Genomic DNA, 17,277 nt, shown 5'->3' with positions numbered 1-17,277 from the left:
GTTGTCCTTTCACTTTTTTCTTTTTCACTAGAAACATATAAAAGGTATCCTCTTAGAATGGGAGGTTTTAAGATATGATAGAACAATTTCAGGATAGGATTCCCCCTCAAAATATAGAAGCCGAACAAGCTGTACTAGGAGCCATTTTTCTTGAGCCCTCTTCATTGACCGTTACATCGGAAGTTTTGATTCCAGAGGATTTTTACAGAAGCTCTCATCAAAAAATCTTTAATGTGATGCTTAAATTGAATGATGAAGGAAAAGCTGTCGATTTGATCACGGTGACAGAGGAACTGGCTGCGACAAAAAACCTTGAAGAAGTTGGCGGAGTTTCTTATTTAAGTGAATTGGCTGGATCGGTACCTACCGCGGCCAATATTGAATATTATGCCCGCATCGTCGAGGAGAAGTCATTGCTTCGTCGTTTAATCAGGACAGCAACCAACATCGCTCAGGAAGGCTACAGTCGCGAGGACGAGGTCGAGGAGCTGCTCGGGGAAGCAGAAAAAACGATCATGGAAGTGGCTCAGCGTAAGAATTCCGGGGCTTTTCAAAATATCAAGGATGTATTGGTGCGGACGTACGATAACATAGAAGTTTTGACTACCCGTAAAGGGGATGTCACGGGAATACCGACAGGATTCGCTGAACTGGATCGAATGACAGCAGGGTTCCAACGTAATGACCTCATCATAGTGGGCGCCCGTCCTTCTGTTGGTAAAACCGCTTTTGCATTGAATATCGCTCAAAACGTTGCGACCAAAACGGAGGAGAATGTAGCGATTTTCAGTCTTGAAATGGGTGCAGAGCAGCTCGTTATGCGTATGCTCTGTGCGGAAGGAAATATCAACGCTCAGAATTTACGGACAGGTTCCTTGACTGACGAGGATTGGCGTAAACTGACGATGGCGATGGGAAGCTTGTCGAATGCAGGCATTTATATCGATGATACGCCAGGTGTGAGGATTGGTGAAATCCGTTCAAAATGCCGTCGTTTGAAGCAGGAACATGGACTAGGCATGATATTGATCGATTACCTGCAGTTGATTCAAGGCGATGGCCGTTCAGGCGACAATCGTCAGCAAGAGGTATCCGAGATTTCACGTTCACTCAAAGCGCTCGCTCGTGAACTTCAAGTGCCCGTCATCGCCCTTTCCCAGCTATCGCGGGGAGTGGAACAGCGTCAAGATAAGCGCCCGATGATGTCTGATATCCGGGAATCCGGGAGTATCGAGCAAGATGCTGATATCGTCGCATTCTTATACCGTGATGATTATTATGATAAAGAATCCGAGAATAAAAATATCATCGAAATCATTATAGCGAAACAGCGTAATGGTCCAGTAGGCACGGTTTCGCTTGCATTCGTAAAAGAATACAATAAATTCGTTAACCTTGAACGTCGCTTCGATGATGATTCGATGTCTCCAGGCGCATAGGGAGCTGCCTGCCATTCATGCAATGGCGGGCTTTCTTTGTTTTGGGAAAAAGATGGGCCTTGTGATAATAGAAAAGGAAAACGAAGGGTACAATAATGGTTGACAATCCATAACCCAATGTAAAACCGGAAAGATCTTTCTTATATTTACGAACGAAGAATTTATTGAAATGTGTATTGTTCGGATTTTGTATTGACTTCCAGTTTGGATTATTGATAAAATAGGTTTGTTTGATAAGAACCGGTTAATGATCGGTATTACGTGAACCTTTGGAGGTGCTTTATTCAGATGTCATCAGTTGTAGTAGTCGGTACACAATGGGGAGACGAAGGTAAAGGTAAAATAACAGATTTTCTATCCCAGAATGCGGAAGCCATCGCTCGTTACCAAGGTGGGAATAATGCGGGGCATACAATAAAATTTAACGGCGTTACCTATAAACTGCATTTAATTCCGTCAGGGATTTTTTATAGTGATAAGATTTGTGTCATTGGAAATGGTATGGTGGTTGATCCAAAAGCTCTTGTAGAGGAGCTTGCTTATTTACATAGCCACGGAGTGAGTACGGATAATCTTCGTATCTCGAACCGTGCACATGTCATTCTTCCTTACCATATCAAATTGGATGAAGTCGAAGAAGACCGTAAAGGCGCCAACAAAATTGGAACGACTAAAAAGGGAATCGGCCCTGCATATATGGACAAAGCTGCCCGTAACGGAATCCGCATGGCAGACCTATTGGACCGTGAAATTTTCGAGGAAAAATTGTCTCAAAATCTTGTCGAAAAAAACCGTATGTTCGAACGTTTCTATGAAACGGAAGGTTTTAAAATCGAAGATATCCTGGAAGAATACTACGAGTACGGACAACAAGTGCAGAAATATGTTTGTGATACATCCGTTGTATTGAATGATGCACTTGATGAAGGAAAACGGGTATTATTCGAAGGTGCACAAGGTGTTATGCTTGATATCGATCAAGGAACATACCCATTCGTCACTTCATCTAATCCAGTTGCAGGTGGAGTTACAATCGGTTCTGGTGTAGGTCCTACGAAAATCAACCATGTGGTTGGAGTATGTAAAGCATATACAAGCCGTGTGGGCGATGGTCCTTTCCCAACAGAATTACATGATGAAGTCGGCAACCAAATCCGGGAAATTGGCCGTGAATATGGTACAACTACCGGCAGACCACGCCGTGTAGGCTGGTTTGATGCTGTTGTCGTCCGCCATGCTCGCCGTGTCAGCGGGATTACCGATTTATCATTGAACTCGATTGACGTATTATCAGGTCTTGATACGGTCAAAATTTGTGTGGCTTATGATTACAAAGGCGAGATCATCCATGAGGTTCCAGCGACTTTGAAAGCGATTGGCGAATGTAAGCCAGTCTATGAAGAGCTCCCAGGCTGGTCAGAAGACATCACAGGTTGCAAATCATTGGATGAGCTTCCAGAGAACGCTCGCCACTATGTAGAGCGTGTATCTCAATTGGTAGGCATTCCTTTGACCACTTTCTCTGTCGGTCCTGACCGTAACCAAACGAATGTCGTGAGAAGCCCTTGGCGTCTAGCGTAATTCATGAAAAAGGAGCTGGCTATTTTTTGCCGGCTCTTCTTTATTAAGATCCATGCATTTGATTTCAAGTTCGGGAGGCCTCCGAATGAATGGATTGAAACAGTAGGGAAAATAAAAAAGATAAAAAATTTTTTTTATTTCAAAAAACTATTGCCTAAACTATGTTTACCATGATATTATCAAAAGCGTCGTCACAATAGAACAAGTCATTAACAAGTTGCTTGAAGATGTGAAGTTCACATCCTGCAAAGAAACATTTCATTAGAACGAGCCATTAGCTCAGTTGGTAGAGCATCTGACTTTTAATCAGAGGGTCGAAGGTTCGAATCCTTCATGGCTCACCATTTTTTCCGGCCCATTGGTCAAGCGGTTAAGACACCGCCCTTTCACGGCGGTAACACGGGTTCGAATCCCGTATGGGTCACTTCTTTATATAAATGATTTACTGGTCCCGTGGTGTAGCGGTTAACATGCCTGCCTGTCACGCAGGAGATCGCGGGTTCGATTCCCGTCGGGACCGCCATTTTATTTTTTGAAAATAGAATATTTGGCTCAGTAGCTCAGTCGGTAGAGCAAAGGACTGAAAATCCTTGTGTCGGCGGTTCGATTCCGTCCTGAGCCATCCTTTTAAAAACGCCTTTCCTTTAGGGCGTTTTTTTGTTTTGCCTCCGATGTATTTGAATGAAATCTTGTTAATAGATTGTTAACGATTTGTAACATACAATTTCAACCAATTCGGGATATGACTCGCTTTTAGCCCTACTGGGCTTAGTTCCACTCCTTTTTCCGCAGTTTATTAAATTTTCCCATTACCGTATTTATTGGTACTTGTTGTCACCATTTATACAGTTCTATTACATTATGAAGTCTGTTTCTTGTTTTTTTTCTTAATATGGTAGAGTTATGAGTGATAAAAATCATTATAGAAATCAGTCATAAGCATGTGGATATTTAAATCGGACTAATAAAACTCAGAATAAATTTGATTAGTTTCTTAATTGGTGACTGAGCCGTTAAGGAGGACAATATATGTTTAATTCGAAAGGTAAGGGGATCATCCTGTTGATGGTTTCCGTCATTTTAGTGCTTGCAGGAAATCGGGCAACTGCTGCTGGTCTATCGGATACTACAACCATACAGCATGTTTATCTTAACGATGAGTTCGTCGGAAGTGTGACGGATGAAACGGATATCGAAAAGATCGTAGCCGATAAGGTAGAAGAAGCACAGGAAGATTATCCTGGTTTTGCATTCGATAGGGAGTCACAGCTGACGTTTGTACCTGAAGAGGTATTCGATGAAGAGGTAAACGAGAATGAGACTGTTAAGGGAATTCAAGATCAGTTGAATGTGAAAGCAGAGGCATATGAAATCGACATAGATAATCAGGCGGTCGCTTATCTTGCGTCAAAGGATGATGCCAAGGACGTTCTGGAGAAAATCACTTTATTATATGTAAATGAAGAGGAATACGCTGAATACGAATCAGGTAAAAAAGATGCGGATTCGATAAAAGAGCCAGGAAATAGAATTCTGGACATCCAATTTTCACTTCCCGTTACGTATAAAAAGACAACGGTATACCCAAACGAAATCAAGAGCGTCGATAAAACCCTTTCCATGATAGAAGAAGGAAAGGAAGAAATGACGATCTATGAGGCAAAGGAAGATGAGGAACTTGAAGCCATTGCCACTAGGCATGATATGGACCTGGATCACCTGCTGGAGCTAAACCCGGGACAGGATGAGAACAAAGATGTTAAAGAGGGCGAGCGTCTCTATGTGACCCAGCGTACCCCTTATGTGAACGTAATGGTAGAAAGAGAAGTGTTTAAGGAAGAGAGGATTCCTTTTGAAAAGAAAGTTAAGGAGGATGACGAACTTCCTAAGGGCGAACTCATTACTGAACAAATAGGGAATGAGGGGATTCTTGCGTTCACCTATAATGTATCTGAAACAAACGGAAAGAAAATCAGTGAAACGATCGTAAAAAAAGAAGTCACGGAAAAAGCCAAAACAGAAATCATTAGAAAAGGCACGAAGGTCATTCCTTCACAGGGCAGCGGTACATATTCATGGCCTGCAGATGGGGGCTATATTTCCAGTAAGCAGGGCCAGCGCTGGGGGAAACTCCATAAAGGTATTGATATTGCCCGGCCAGCCACCAGGACCATAACCGCAGCAGATCATGGGATAATCGAAACTGCCGGAAACTCCGGGGGATACGGAAATAAGATCACGATCAATCATCATAATGGGTATGAGACAGTCTATGCCCATTTGGATTCGATAGATGTAAAAGCAGGACAAAAGGTTGAAAAAGGCATGAAAATTGGCATGATGGGTTCAACAGGGAACTCAACTGGTGTCCACCTTCATTTTGAGATATATAAAAACGGGTCACTCGTAAATCCGCTAAACTATATAAGTCAGTAATCGCTGGAAGTCTTCGAAAAATATTCGAAGACTTCTTCTGCTTCATATATAGATGAGAATAATAGGAAAAAGGTGATTTAATGCCTATAAGATGATAAAGTAGAATAGAGGCATTTTGCTTTCATTCCGGTGTTCAGCCCCTTTTATTGGGTATATATATATACCTTTGCTGAATTAGGTTGCCAGCTTGGTGCAAGCAGAAGGAAAAGTGAATAAGGTCCCGGATAAGGACATGGTTTTTAATAGATTCAGTTCAGTTATTAAAAAGGAGATAAGTATATGGATAAAAAGATACTGGTAGTGGATGACGAAAAGCCAATTGCTGATATATTACAATTCAATCTAAAAAAAGAAGGCTATGAAGTTTTTTGTGCTTATGATGGCAATGAAGCCCTCAAAATGGTAGAAGAACGGCAGCCTGATTTGATTTTACTTGATATCATGCTACCGCAGCGCGATGGGATGGAAGTTTGCAGAGAGGTAAGGAAGAAGTATGAAACGCCGATCATCATGTTAACGGCAAAAGATTCAGAGATAGATAAGGTCTTAGGACTGGAGCTTGGTGCAGACGACTATGTGACAAAGCCATTTAGTACCCGGGAAATAATTGCCCGCGTTAAGGCGAACTTAAGACGTCAGCAGGCTGTACCGGTTCCCGACCAAGAAAATGAACCGAAGGAGATTACGATAGGAACGCTCACTATCCATCCGGATGCCTATGTGGTCTCCAAGCGGGGCGATACGATTGAATTGACGCATCGCGAATTTGAGTTGCTTCATTACTTAGCGAAGCACATTGGTCAGGTCATGACTAGGGAGCACTTATTGCAAACCGTGTGGGGCTATGATTATTTTGGTGATGTACGGACGGTCGATGTAACGGTCAGACGTCTTCGTGAGAAGATTGAAGACAATCCAAGCCATCCTGGCTGGATTGTAACTAGAAGAGGGGTCGGTTATTACCTGCGTAACCCTGAACAGGAGTAGTTTCTATGAAAAAGGTTGGTTTTTTTCGCTCAATTCATTTTAAATTTGTTCTGATTTATGTATTGCTCATTTTCGTAGCGATGCAAATAATCGGGGTATATTTTGTTGGGGAATTGGAAGAAAATCTTGTCGGGAACTTTACGAAATCAATAAAAGGTCACGTGAACCTGCTGACTTACAGTATTGGTGAAGAAATGGAAAAAGAGAGGGGAGAGGAAGATCCAACCCTCGAAGAAGCGATTGATACGATATTGAAAGACCGGGATAATTCATCGAATGATATTTCGGAAGTACGTGTCATCGACACCCGGAGCAGACGTGTGATCGGAACTTCAGCCCCAAGTAACCAGGATATTGTAGGGAAGAAGACAACAGAGGTCCTTATTAAGAATACGCTCATTTATGGAAAAGAAGATAATGATGTATTTCGGGATCAGAAAACAGGCAGGCGGCTCTGGGTCCTTTCGACACCCATTGAAGCCAATGGGGAGGTCATTGGCGCCGTCTATGTAATAGCTGAGATGGAAAATGTCTTTGAACAGATGGATGAAATCAATAGCATCTTCATGACGGGTACGGCCATCGCCTTAGTCATTACGGCCATCTTGGGGATCCTGCTCGCACGAACGATCACTAGACCTATGTCTGACATGAGAAAGCAGGCCCTGGTGATGGCAAAAGGGAATTTCTCCAGAAAAGTTAGGGTATATGGAGATGATGAAATTGGCCAGCTTGCCGTCACTTTCAATAATTTGACCAAAAAGCTTCAAGAGTCGCAATCAAGTACAGAAGGAGAGCGGCGTAAGCTATCATCTGTGCTTGCCAATATGACGGATGGCGTGATTTCAACGGATAGGCGCGGTCGGGTGAACTTGATTAATGAACCGGCAGCACAATTATTGAATGTCTCGCGTGAAACCGTCATGAACCAACCGATCATTGAGGTTTTGGGTCTTGAAGAAGAATATAAATTTGAGGATTTACTGGAAGAGCGAGAGTCTGTAATCCTGGATTACAGCAAAAAAAATCGGCCTTTCATTTTGAGGGGGAACTTTTCGGTCATTCAAAAGGAAACGGGATTCGTTAATGGTTTGATTACTGTTTTGCATGATATAACAGAACAGGAAAAAATCGAGAGTGAACGCAGGGAATTTGTGGCCAATGTATCACATGAACTGCGGACTCCGCTAACGACGATGAGAAGTTACCTGGAGGCATTGGCTGAAGGTGCATGGAAGGACGAGGAAATCGCTCCATCCTTTTTAAGTGTGACCCAAAATGAAACGGAGCGAATGATCAGGCTTGTTAATGATCTGTTGCAACTTTCGAAAATGGACAGTAAAGATTACAGGCTTAAAACAGGCTGGGTGAATTTCAATAAGTTCTATGACCATATCATCGATCGTTTTGAAATGACGAAAAATGATGACATCACGTTTAAGCGTGATTTGCCGAAGGAAGCTTATTTTGTGGATATTGATGAAGATAAAATTACCCAGGTTCTCTATAATGTAATCTCCAACTCATTAAAGTACTCACCTGAAGGGGGTCAAGTGACTTTCCGCGTCAGGGCATCTGATGGCTTTATCATTGTGAGCATCACAGATCAAGGAGTGGGTATCCCGAAAAACGTCATTGATAAAATATTCGATCGCTTCTACCGCGTGGATAAAGCAAGGGCCCGTAACTTAGGCGGGACAGGGCTTGGTTTAGCGATTGCAAAAGAGATGGTCGTGGCGCATGGCGGGAAAATATGGGCGGAAAGTGTGGATGGAAAAGGAACTACCGTGTTCTTTACACTTCCTTACGAACAGGAAGAAGAGGATGATTGGTCATGAATTTTGAACGTGCAAAAAGTATCATACTGATTGTTTTGGTTGGGACAAGCATTTTTTTGACATGGAGCATCTGGACGTACGAGCCTGAATATGATCCATTTGAGCAATCTTCGGAATTTATAAAGATTAAAAGCGATGTTCAGATTGTCAGTGATGTCATTAAACCAGTCAGTATCCTTTTCCATGGCAATGGGCAACATTTCCAGACTTCCAATTTGGTAGAAATAAGTGAAATGGAAAAAGAATTTTCGCAATGGCGTTTCAGCGGTATAGAAGAAGTGTCCGTAAAAAGGCTGCAAAGGAAATTTGACGATTTTGTCCATGAAGATGGATCGATTGAAATCGAATTTTCTGATGATATTCCCATCGCCCTTTATAAAACGGTATTGAATATAAGGGATAAGGAAGTGCCTGGATTTTCATTTGATCGAATCATCATTAAACAAAAGGATATCGTCGGTAATGAATCTGCCGTTTATTTTGTTTCCTACGATCAAGAGAAGGTTTATCAAGGTATGGTTGACTCTAAAAAACTACGGAATTTCATGGATTCATTTTATACGGGTTCTTACGATGAACACCCTGAATACACGGCCGAAACCATCAACAGCAAAAGGACGCTGTTCGTCCCGGAAAACCCAGTGGAGATCAACAGACTTGAATATTATATTGACTATTTGGATATTGGAAACTTGAAAAATGCGTTATTTAATTTTCCGAAGTTCGTACGCCAGGAATCCGTTTCGGTCGGTGAGGAATACACGGATGGGACTAGACTTATGACGGTCAATAAAGAGAATTACTTAATTTCCTATATCAATCCGGCACAAAAGAGCAAGTTATTTGGCAGTTCCAGTGACCTTTTGCAAAAAAGCATTGATTTCATCAATGATCATGCAGGTTGGGAAAATAACAATTACCGCTTTGCCTATATGTCGGAGAATGAACAGCGAGTGGTATTTCGCTTATTCGTAAATGGTTATCCGGCCTTCAATGAATCTGGAATGACAGAAATCGAGCAAATTTGGGGGAAAGAAGAAATTTATAGCTATGACCGTCCATACTTTTCACTTGACTCAGTCCTACCCTCAGAAGAATCGGTAAAGACTTTACAAAGTGGTAGAGAAGTATTGAATCAGCTAAAATCGAAAGATAATATTGATTTCAAAAGCGTGGAGGATATCTCGATTGGCTATAAACTGAATAAATCTCTGGATTCCAAACTTGTAACTCTAGTTACACTCGAGCCCACTTGGTATTATCGTATCGGTGATAAATGGTTTATTGTGCCTTTTGAAGAAGATTCGGGGGGCGATCAAAGTGGATTGGAATAATACAAAGTCGATTTTCATCATGGTTTTCTTCATTTTGAATATTTTTCTCCTTTATCAATTCCTGGAAAAGATTAATGACTCCCAATATGAAAGTTTTACGGAGTCCTCAACGGAAGAACTGTTGAGAGAAGATGAGATTTCAATAGAAACCCCACTTCCGAAACAAAAGTTGAAGGATCAATTCCTGATTGCCCAAAGCAAGACTTTCGAGAAGAAAGATATACAGTACCTGAAAAATCAAAAAGCAAAAATCATCGATGATAATAAGCTTGTGGGTACATTTAAAACACCAGTTGGCATGAAATCAGAAATCCATGCTGCAGATCTTGATATATTCCTGAAGGAGTATATATTAAAGGGAAATGAGTATCATTTTTGGAGCTATGATGAAATTAGCCAGACCATCATCTGCTATCAAGTGGCAGATAAAAAGATGTTTTTTAATAATAGTAAAGGGAAGGTCACTTTATATCTGAACAGGAATGGTGAAATCGTTTCCTATGAACAGATGTATTTAGAGGGGATCGAAAAATTCAATAACCCTAAAGAATTGGTATCCGCTTTAACTGCTATTAGAGCATTGTATGATAATGGTGATATTGATCCCAAAAGCAAAGTCACGAATGTAAAATTGGGTTTTTACAATTCGCTGCAGACTACATCTGTGTCACATTTACTTGTTCCAACATGGTGGGTGGTCATTGATGACGAAACGGATCTCTTCGTGAACGCTTTTGATGGAGAGGTCATTGAATTGAATACAGAAGAAAAAATACTGGAGTGAGTATAGATGACAATGCATTTTAGTGTTCTCGCAAGCGGGAGTACAGGAAATGCCTTATTCGTGGAAACGGAGGATCAATCGTTCCTAGTCGATGCCGGATTAAGCGGCAAAGCCCTGGAAGCATTGTTTCAGGATATAGGCCGTGATATGTCGAAGCTATCCGGTATCCTTGTTACCCATGAACACAGCGACCATATTAAAGGTCTTGGCGTGGTTGCCAGAAAACATAAACTCCCAATATATGCGAATGCAAAAACATGGAATGCGATGGATCGGTCAATCGGTGAAATTGCAACCGAACAAAAATTTACATTTGAAATGGAACAGGTCAAAACGTTCGGCAGTCTTGATATAGAATCTTTTGGCGTTTCACATGATGCGGCAGAGCCGATGTTTTACGTCTTTCATCATGAAGATAAGAAACTTGTGGTCATTACCGATACAGGGTACATAAGTGATCGGATGAAAGGAATCATCTCGAATGCCGATGCTTATGTGTTTGAAAGTAACCATGATGTGTCCATGCTGAGGATGGGAAAATATCCATGGAGCATCAAGCGCCGGATTTTAAGTGATGTCGGACATGTTTGTAATGAAGACGCTGCCCTTGCAATGAGTGAAGTGGCCGGTGATAAGACCAAGCGGATTTATTTGGCCCACTTAAGCCTTGATAACAATATGAAGGATCTAGCAAGAATGTCGGTGGAACAGACGTTAAAGACAAAGGGTATCGTCGTTGGTGAACAATTTTCCTTATATGATACTGACCCGAAAAGACCAACGGAACTTGTTACGTTATAAATAAAAGGAATGGATGAGGGATACCTTGTCCATTCCTTTTTATTTTTAAAAATTTCGATTCGTAAGGTACGAATCGGATTAAAAGGGGTATCGTTTGGTTAGAACTGTATAGGTAAAAGGAAAATGGCTGTATACTAGTCAATTTTACGTTTTCCCTTAAATAAAAGCATGCATTTTTTTAGAAAAAATCCGGTATATGAGTATAATTGAAGAAGGATACCAAACAATAGAATTGCTATAATTCATTCTTAAAATGAGAGGATGGGGCGGTCTTGGGTTATTATGATCAGAATGATGAGAACCAAAATAAACGGAAAAAAAGTCATACCAGCTATTTTCTAGCAGGCCTGGGGGGGGTCATCATCGGGGCCTTACTTATGTTACCGGGAAGCGGGCTGTTAAATAACGAAGATAACGAAATTACAACGGAAAAATCAAAGGGGAATAAGTCCACGGAGGAGGCCCAGCAAAACCTTACAGTTGATGTAACAAGCGCCGTCACCAATGCCGTTGATAAAGCCAGCGACGCAGTGGTCGGCATCACTAACATTCAGGAAACGAACTTCTGGGGTCAAGGGAGCAACGCAGAGGACAGTTCGGCAGAAGCCGGCACTGGTTCTGGAGTCGTCTACAAAAAAGATGGCGGCAAGGCCTATATCGTCACGAATAATCACGTCATTGAAGGCGCTAATGAACTGGAAGTGACATTAAGTGATGGAACTAAGTTGCCAGCTGAACTGCAAGGTAGTGACCCATGGACAGATTTAGCCGTCATTGTCGTTAATGGTGATAAAATCAAAACCATTGCTGAATTCGGGAAATCCGGCAAATTGAAACCTGGGGAGCCCGTAATTGCCATTGGTAATCCATTAGGCCTTCAATTCTCGGGATCGATTACACAAGGGATCATCTCTGGTTTGGAGCGCACGATAGAGGTGGATATCAATGAGGACGGACAAGTGGATTGGAATGCGGAGGTCATCCAGACCGATGCAGCGATTAACCCAGGTAACAGCGGGGGGGCACTCGTTAATATGTCGGGCCAGGTCATCGGCATAAATTCGATGAAGATTGCAGAAAATGCAGTGGAAGGAATCGGTCTCTCCATCCCAATCGATTCAGTTATACCGATTATTAATGATATAGAGGAATTTGGTGAAGTGAAACGTGCATTCTTGGGTGTGAATTTGGCATCAGTAGAGGAAATTTCCCAATATCATCAACAAAATACATTGAAGTTGCCAAGCAAAGTTACTTCTGGCGTTGCAATAACCGGCGTTCAAAGCAACTCTCCGGCATCCAAAGCAGGATTGAAGGAATTTGACGTCGTTGTTGGAATGGATAATGAAAAAATCCATGATGTCGTGGAATTGCGAAAGTACCTTTACAATGAAAAGAAAATTGGTGATAAGGTTAAAATCATTTATTACCGTGACGGTAAGAAAGAAACTACGGAAGTCACGCTTTCAAGCAGCGAAATTTAAAACACAAAAGGACAGGGGGCAGAAAATGCTTCTTGTCCTTTCTACTTCCTTGCGATTTTCTGATTTTTTGTTACGATTACCTGTGGATATATACTGAAATGAAAGATTTCAAGTGAATTGTGGATAATTGTGGACGGAAGTACTGGGAATAATGAGTGGGAAAGGAGATATGAAAGATGAAATTATATTGCTGTCAGGAACACGTGGACATGGCGCTGGATGAAGTGGTTTACGAATGTGAAACCTATCCTGTTTTAACGTTGGTTTCCGAAGAAAATCAGTTATCAACAACCTGTGAATATTGTCGAAACGTGGCAATATATCTAGTAGGGAACTAATATTCCCATACAAGATGTGGATAGTTTTTGTGGATATGTGGATAACTTTTGTGGATAACATGTTTGTAACCTGTTCTTAACCTTTTCCAGAGAATAAAGCGAAGGGTGAAATGGTTTATATTCAAGCCTTTGATCGTACGAATGATCCATCATAATTTTTTATCGGATCTGGTCTATGTCCAGCGTAATTTCTTTAATAAACATTAAAAAATAATGAAAGTTACCGTTGCCGCTCTCAGGGGCAGCGGTTTTTATATTAAAAGCATTAAAAATTGGAAAGGATATGCTTGTTTTGCTTATAGGTCACTGTAAGGTATGATAATAAGGAGGCAAATCCAACAATTGATAGTAAAAACATAAAGAAAGCTAGAGGATATATATGAAAATAACGATTATTACTGTTGGCAAGCTTAAGGAAAAATACTTAAAGCAAGGAATTGCTGAATATACAAAAAGGTTAAGCGCCTATGCTAATATAGAATTTGTTGAAGTACCGGATGAAAAAGCTCCGGAGAACCTGAGTGCAGCGGATATGGGCATTGTAAAGCAAAAGGAGGGTGAACGAATCCTGGCGAAAGTCAGCCCAGACACCTACGTAATAACACTTGAGATCAATGGAAAACAGCTTACTTCAGAGCAGCTGGCCACTCAAATGGATCAGCTCGCCACTTATGGAAAGAGCAAAATTGCCTTTGTTATAGGCGGGTCGCTTGGGCTTGGCACTGAAGTGTTATCAAGAAGTGATTATGCCCTTTCCTTTTCGAAAATGACTTTTCCGCATCAATTAATGAAACTGGTTCTAGTGGAGCAAATATATCGGGCTTTTCGGATAAATAGAAATGAACCATATCATAAATGAATGAACTAATTCCCGGGGAATTCCCCGTAAGGTTAATGGGTTAAAATATTAAATCTTAATGTAATGAAAAGAGGGTAACGAATGAATAAAGAGTCCATTTATGGTTTAACATTCGAACAATTGACAGCATGGCTTTTGGACCATGGCCATAAAAAATTCAGAGCTTCCCAAGTCTGGGAGTGGCTTTATAGAACACGTGTAACGAGTTTCTCTGAAATGACAGATGTTAATAAAGAGTGCATAAAATTACTTGAAGAGAACTTTGTCATCCAGACTCTGACCGAGCATGTTAAGCAAGAATCAGCAGATGGTACGATTAAATTCTTGTTTAAATTACAGGATGGAAATCTTATCGAAACGGTTATGATGAGACATAAATACGGAATTTCGGTTTGTGTCACCACCCAAGTAGGCTGCAATATCGGCTGCAGTTTCTGTGCCAGTGGATTATTGGCCAAAAGCCGTGATTTGTCCAGCGGGGAAATAGTGGAACAAATCATGAACGTTCAACTGCATCTGGATAAGTTGGAACAAGAGGATGTTGTAAGCCATGTTGTAGTAATGGGCATTGGTGAGCCGTTCGATAATTTTGAAAATATGATAGACTTTTTGAAGGTGCTCATCGACCATAAGGGTCTCGCTATTGCTGCTAGGCGGATTACTGTTTCGACGAGCGGTCTTGCCAAAAAGATTTATGAATTCACCGATACCCAATTACAGGTGAATCTGGCCATCTCATTACATGCGCCGAATAATGAACTCAGGACACGAATCATGAAAATAAACCGAGGTATTCCGATAGAAAAATTAATGAAATCTCTTGATTATTATTTAGAGAAAACGAATAGGAGAATTACGATTGAATATATCCTATTGAAAGATGTCAATGACCATCAAGAAGAAGCCGAGCAACTCGCCAACCTTCTTGATGACAAAAAGCATCGGCTCTATGTCAACCTGATTCCATATAATCCGGTAGATGAGCATAGTCAATATCAAAGAAGTGAAAAAGAATCCGTTCTCTCGTTTTATGATACGCTGAAAAAGAGAGGCGTAAATTGTAAAATCCGCCAAGAACATGGAACGGATATTGATGCGGCTTGCGGCCAGCTAAGAAGCAAACAAATCAGGAAAGCTGAAGCCCAGTAATTCACTAAGGAAAACAACAAAAAAGAGGTCGCATATTTCGCGGCCTCTTTGGCGTGATTTGATTATTTAGCAATTTCCTTTACCGAGGCGACTTCATATGTTGTAAGCTCGCTGCCTAGAATTGGAGATTCCTTTTTTGCTTCACCGGAACCTGGTTCAGGACGTTTATGTGCAGCTTTGAATGCATCACTATTTCTCCAAGCAGTAAAGTTATCAAGGTTTTCCCAGTACATATTAACGCTCAGTTCATCGTGGTCCGACAAATTCTGCGTTAATAATACTTCAACTTTTACGAAGCCTTCAATAGTATCAAGTGGACCTGGTGCAGTAAATCCTGGGGCCATGACTGCACCCATCCCTTTTTTGACTCTGATTCTATTCGTTACGATTATCATAAATCAGCACTCCTTTTGGACATCGGTTTAGAAGCTACACCCTATTTTGACTTTTATATCATACATATTTTAGCATATTGAAAGTAGCAGGGTCCATTTTGATTAACTCAGATCTTGATTGCCAGATGACCATCGTTTTAATGAAGACGGACGTTTCATTATATTGAAATAAGACAATTGGATTTGGTTATTACAAGGTTTATCGAGGCATATCGCGTATAATAGAACCTTGTATAAGGAAATTATGATTTTGGAAACAATAAAGCAACATACTAAACAACAAAAGAGGCTGTTATATGAATGAATTAAGTTTTACTGATTATACATTAAGCGATGAAATTGTAAGGGCATTAGAAAGCTTGGGTTATCAACGTCCGACCGAAGTACAGCGTGAAGTGATTCCAGTGGCGCTGAAAAAGCGGGATCTTGTCGTTAAATCCCAAACAGGAAGTGGCAAGACCGCTTCATTTGGCATACCGATATGCGAAATGGTTGATTGGGAGGAGAATAAGCCACAGGCGCTTATTCTAACACCGACACGTGAGCTTGCTGTACAGGTCAAAGAGGATATTACGAATATAGGCAGATTTAAAAGGATTAAGGCTACTGCGGTTTATGGGAAACATCCATTCGCACTGCAAAAAGCGGAATTGAAACAAAAAAGCCATGTAGTCGTTGGGACCCCGGGGCGTGTTCTGGATCATATCGAGAAAGGGACATTCGCCTTGGAACGCTTAACTCATTTAGTGATTGATGAAGCGGATGAAATGCTGAATATGGGCTTCATAGAACAAGTGGAAGCCATTATTAAAGAACTACCGAAAGATAGAGTAACCATGCTGTTCTCCGCTACGTTACCTGAAAGTATAAAAAAGCTATGCAAGCAATATATGAAAGATCCTTTGGACATTGAAATCAAAGCAAAGGGTTTAACGACGGAGAAAATTGAACATGCTCTTATTGAAGTGAGAGAAGATGATAAGTTTTCCCTGCTTAGAGACATCACCATCACGGAAAATCCCGATAGCTGCATCATTTTCTGTCGGACGAAAGATAGGGTAGACCAAGTATGCGAACAGCTGCTTGAAATGGAATATCCGTGTGATATGATTCACGGGGGCATGCTTCAGGAAGATCGCCTTGCAGTGATGAATGAGTTCAGAAGAGGTGAATTCCGCTATTTGGTTGCGACTGATGTTGCTGCACGTGGAATTGACATTGATAATATAACCCACGTGATTAACTATGACCTGCCATTGGAAAAGGAAAGTTACGTACATCGGACAGGAAGAACGGGCCGTGCAGGCAAAAAAGGAAAAGCCATTACTTTTGTGACGCCGTACGAAGATAAATTCCTTACGGAGATTCAAGGCTATATCGGTTTTGAAATCCCTAACATGAATGTTCCTTCAAAAGAGGAAGTCTCCAATAATAAAATGGAATTCGAAGCGAAACTGGAAGCTCGTCCAAAGATCAAAAAAGATAAAAGTGAACAATTGAATAAACAAATCATGAAGCTGTATTTTAATGGTGGCAAGAAAAAGAAAATCAGGGCTCTGGATTTTGTCGGAACTATCGCAAAAATTGATGGAGTGAATGCAGAGGACATCGGGATCATTACGATCCAGGATAATGTTTCTTATGTGGAAATATTGAATGAAAAAGGACCGCTGGTCTTGAAAGTGATGAAAAATACGAAAGTAAAAGGCAAACTTTTGAAGGTTTCAGAGGCCTTTAAGAACTAAGGGCGTTGAATAAAAAGAAGCATGAAGACCGAAAATTGGTCTTTTCGCTTCTTTTTTTTATATGTTTTTTTCCCGTCCCCAGTGTTAAGACTGGGGACGGGAAGAAT

14 protein-coding genes and 4 tRNA genes are annotated in these 17,277 nt (G+C 41.0%); 17 read left to right on the top strand and 1 reads right to left on the bottom strand.

The window, feature by feature from the left end; translation table 11 throughout:
- The first annotated feature begins 74 nt into the window (after window positions 1-74).
- The 16 genes from dnaB to rlmN all read left to right on the top strand — a co-directional run bounded on the left by dnaB (window position 75) and on the right by rlmN (window position 15,030).
- The gene (dnaB, locus tag IOC57_RS10780; protein ID WP_207438719.1) at window positions 75-1,439 is read left to right on the top strand and encodes a replicative DNA helicase; all 1,365 of its coding nucleotides are present in this window, start codon (window positions 75-77) and stop codon (window positions 1,437-1,439) included.
- 288 nt (window positions 1,440-1,727) lie between these two features.
- Window positions 1,728-3,020 (top strand): adenylosuccinate synthase, encoded by a 1,293-nt coding sequence (locus IOC57_RS10775; RefSeq protein ID WP_076368493.1) that lies wholly within the window; start codon window positions 1,728-1,730, stop codon window positions 3,018-3,020.
- 268 nt (window positions 3,021-3,288) lie between these two features.
- Window positions 3,289-3,364, top strand: a tRNA-Lys gene (locus tag IOC57_RS10770).
- An 8-nt stretch (window positions 3,365-3,372) separates the two neighbouring features.
- A tRNA-Glu gene (locus IOC57_RS10765) sits at window positions 3,373-3,444 on the top strand.
- A 23-nt stretch (window positions 3,445-3,467) separates the two neighbouring features.
- A tRNA-Asp gene (locus tag IOC57_RS10760) sits at window positions 3,468-3,543 on the top strand.
- 26 nt (window positions 3,544-3,569) lie between these two features.
- Window positions 3,570-3,642 (top strand) — tRNA-Phe (locus IOC57_RS10755).
- Between the two features lie 407 nt (window positions 3,643-4,049).
- Window positions 4,050-5,456, top strand: coding sequence for a peptidoglycan DD-metalloendopeptidase family protein (locus IOC57_RS10750; protein ID WP_207438718.1), 1,407 nt, complete (start codon window positions 4,050-4,052; stop codon window positions 5,454-5,456).
- Window positions 5,457-5,735: 279 nt separating this feature from the next.
- Window positions 5,736-6,443 carry a response regulator YycF gene (gene yycF, locus IOC57_RS10745; RefSeq protein ID WP_034316131.1) on the top strand — a complete coding sequence of 236 codons (708 nt, stop codon included), beginning with the start codon at window positions 5,736-5,738 and terminating at the stop codon, window positions 6,441-6,443.
- A 5-nt stretch (window positions 6,444-6,448) separates the two neighbouring features.
- Complete coding sequence (gene walK / locus IOC57_RS10740) at window positions 6,449-8,281, top strand: cell wall metabolism sensor histidine kinase WalK (RefSeq protein WP_207438717.1); 1,833 nt, start codon at window positions 6,449-6,451, stop codon at window positions 8,279-8,281.
- Window positions 8,278-9,615, top strand: a complete 1,338-nt coding sequence (locus tag IOC57_RS10735; protein WP_207438716.1) for a YycH family regulatory protein — start codon at window positions 8,278-8,280, stop codon at window positions 9,613-9,615. The genes walK and IOC57_RS10735 overlap by 4 nt, the downstream gene beginning before the upstream one ends.
- Window positions 9,602-10,399: a two-component system regulatory protein YycI gene (locus IOC57_RS10730; RefSeq protein WP_207438715.1), complete on the top strand. Its 798-nt coding sequence runs from the start codon at window positions 9,602-9,604 to the stop codon at window positions 10,397-10,399. The genes IOC57_RS10735 and IOC57_RS10730 overlap by 14 nt, the downstream gene beginning before the upstream one ends.
- A gap of 6 nt (window positions 10,400-10,405) precedes the next feature.
- A complete protein-coding gene (locus IOC57_RS10725; protein WP_207438714.1) occupies window positions 10,406-11,200 on the top strand; it encodes an MBL fold metallo-hydrolase in 795 nt (264 codons plus the stop codon).
- 272 nt (window positions 11,201-11,472) lie between these two features.
- Window positions 11,473-12,684, top strand: a complete 1,212-nt coding sequence (locus IOC57_RS10720; RefSeq protein WP_207438713.1) for a S1C family serine protease — start codon at window positions 11,473-11,475, stop codon at window positions 12,682-12,684.
- A 176-nt stretch (window positions 12,685-12,860) separates the two neighbouring features.
- On the top strand, window positions 12,861-13,022 hold the full coding sequence (locus tag IOC57_RS10715; RefSeq protein ID WP_101223962.1) for a CxxH/CxxC protein: 162 nt from the start codon (window positions 12,861-12,863) through the stop codon (window positions 13,020-13,022).
- 379 nt (window positions 13,023-13,401) lie between these two features.
- Window positions 13,402-13,881: a 23S rRNA (pseudouridine(1915)-N(3))-methyltransferase RlmH gene (gene rlmH, locus IOC57_RS10710; protein ID WP_207438712.1), complete on the top strand. Its 480-nt coding sequence runs from the start codon at window positions 13,402-13,404 to the stop codon at window positions 13,879-13,881.
- 81 nt (window positions 13,882-13,962) lie between these two features.
- Window positions 13,963-15,030: a dual-specificity RNA methyltransferase RlmN gene (rlmN, locus tag IOC57_RS10705; RefSeq protein WP_207438711.1), complete on the top strand. Its 1,068-nt coding sequence runs from the start codon at window positions 13,963-13,965 to the stop codon at window positions 15,028-15,030.
- A gap of 62 nt (window positions 15,031-15,092) precedes the next feature.
- Here the strand turns inward: rlmN and IOC57_RS10700 are convergent, their stop codons facing one another.
- On the bottom strand, window positions 15,093-15,425 hold the full coding sequence (locus IOC57_RS10700) for a heme oxygenase (RefSeq protein ID WP_207438710.1): 333 nt from the start codon (window positions 15,423-15,425) through the stop codon (window positions 15,093-15,095).
- Between the two features lie 296 nt (window positions 15,426-15,721).
- Between IOC57_RS10700 and IOC57_RS10695 the strand changes: the two genes are divergently transcribed.
- Window positions 15,722-17,170 (top strand): DEAD/DEAH box helicase, encoded by a 1,449-nt coding sequence (locus IOC57_RS10695; RefSeq protein WP_207438709.1) that lies wholly within the window; start codon window positions 15,722-15,724, stop codon window positions 17,168-17,170.
- Window positions 17,171-17,277: the final 107 nt, after the last annotated feature.

The sequence above is a fragment of the Bacillus sp. SD075 genome, assembly GCF_017355165.1.
Lineage (GTDB): Bacteria > Bacillota > Bacilli > Bacillales > DSM-1321 > Peribacillus.
The sequence above is the reverse complement of the archived record's forward strand: the minus strand, read 5'-3'. Positions and strand labels throughout refer to the sequence as shown.

Coding starts and splice junctions, on each gene's coding strand:
- walK (WP_207438717.1), top strand. CDS start 6,449: ATGAAAAAGGTTGGTTTTTTTCGCTCAATTCATTTTAAATTTGTTCTG.
- rlmH (WP_207438712.1), top strand. CDS start 13,402: ATGAAAATAACGATTATTACTGTTGGCAAGCTTAAGGAAAAATACTTA.
- rlmN (WP_207438711.1), top strand. CDS start 13,963: ATGAATAAAGAGTCCATTTATGGTTTAACATTCGAACAATTGACAGCA.
- dnaB (WP_207438719.1), top strand. CDS start 75: ATGATAGAACAATTTCAGGATAGGATTCCCCCTCAAAATATAGAAGCC.
- IOC57_RS10700 (WP_207438710.1), bottom strand. CDS start 15,425: ATGATAATCGTAACGAATAGAATCAGAGTCAAAAAAGGGATGGGTGCA.
- IOC57_RS10750 (WP_207438718.1), top strand. CDS start 4,050: ATGTTTAATTCGAAAGGTAAGGGGATCATCCTGTTGATGGTTTCCGTC.
- IOC57_RS10775 (WP_076368493.1), top strand. CDS start 1,728: ATGTCATCAGTTGTAGTAGTCGGTACACAATGGGGAGACGAAGGTAAA.
- IOC57_RS10695 (WP_207438709.1), top strand. CDS start 15,722: ATGAATGAATTAAGTTTTACTGATTATACATTAAGCGATGAAATTGTA.
- IOC57_RS10725 (WP_207438714.1), top strand. CDS start 10,406: ATGACAATGCATTTTAGTGTTCTCGCAAGCGGGAGTACAGGAAATGCC.
- IOC57_RS10715 (WP_101223962.1), top strand. CDS start 12,861: ATGAAATTATATTGCTGTCAGGAACACGTGGACATGGCGCTGGATGAA.
- yycF (WP_034316131.1), top strand. CDS start 5,736: ATGGATAAAAAGATACTGGTAGTGGATGACGAAAAGCCAATTGCTGAT.
- IOC57_RS10735 (WP_207438716.1), top strand. CDS start 8,278: ATGAATTTTGAACGTGCAAAAAGTATCATACTGATTGTTTTGGTTGGG.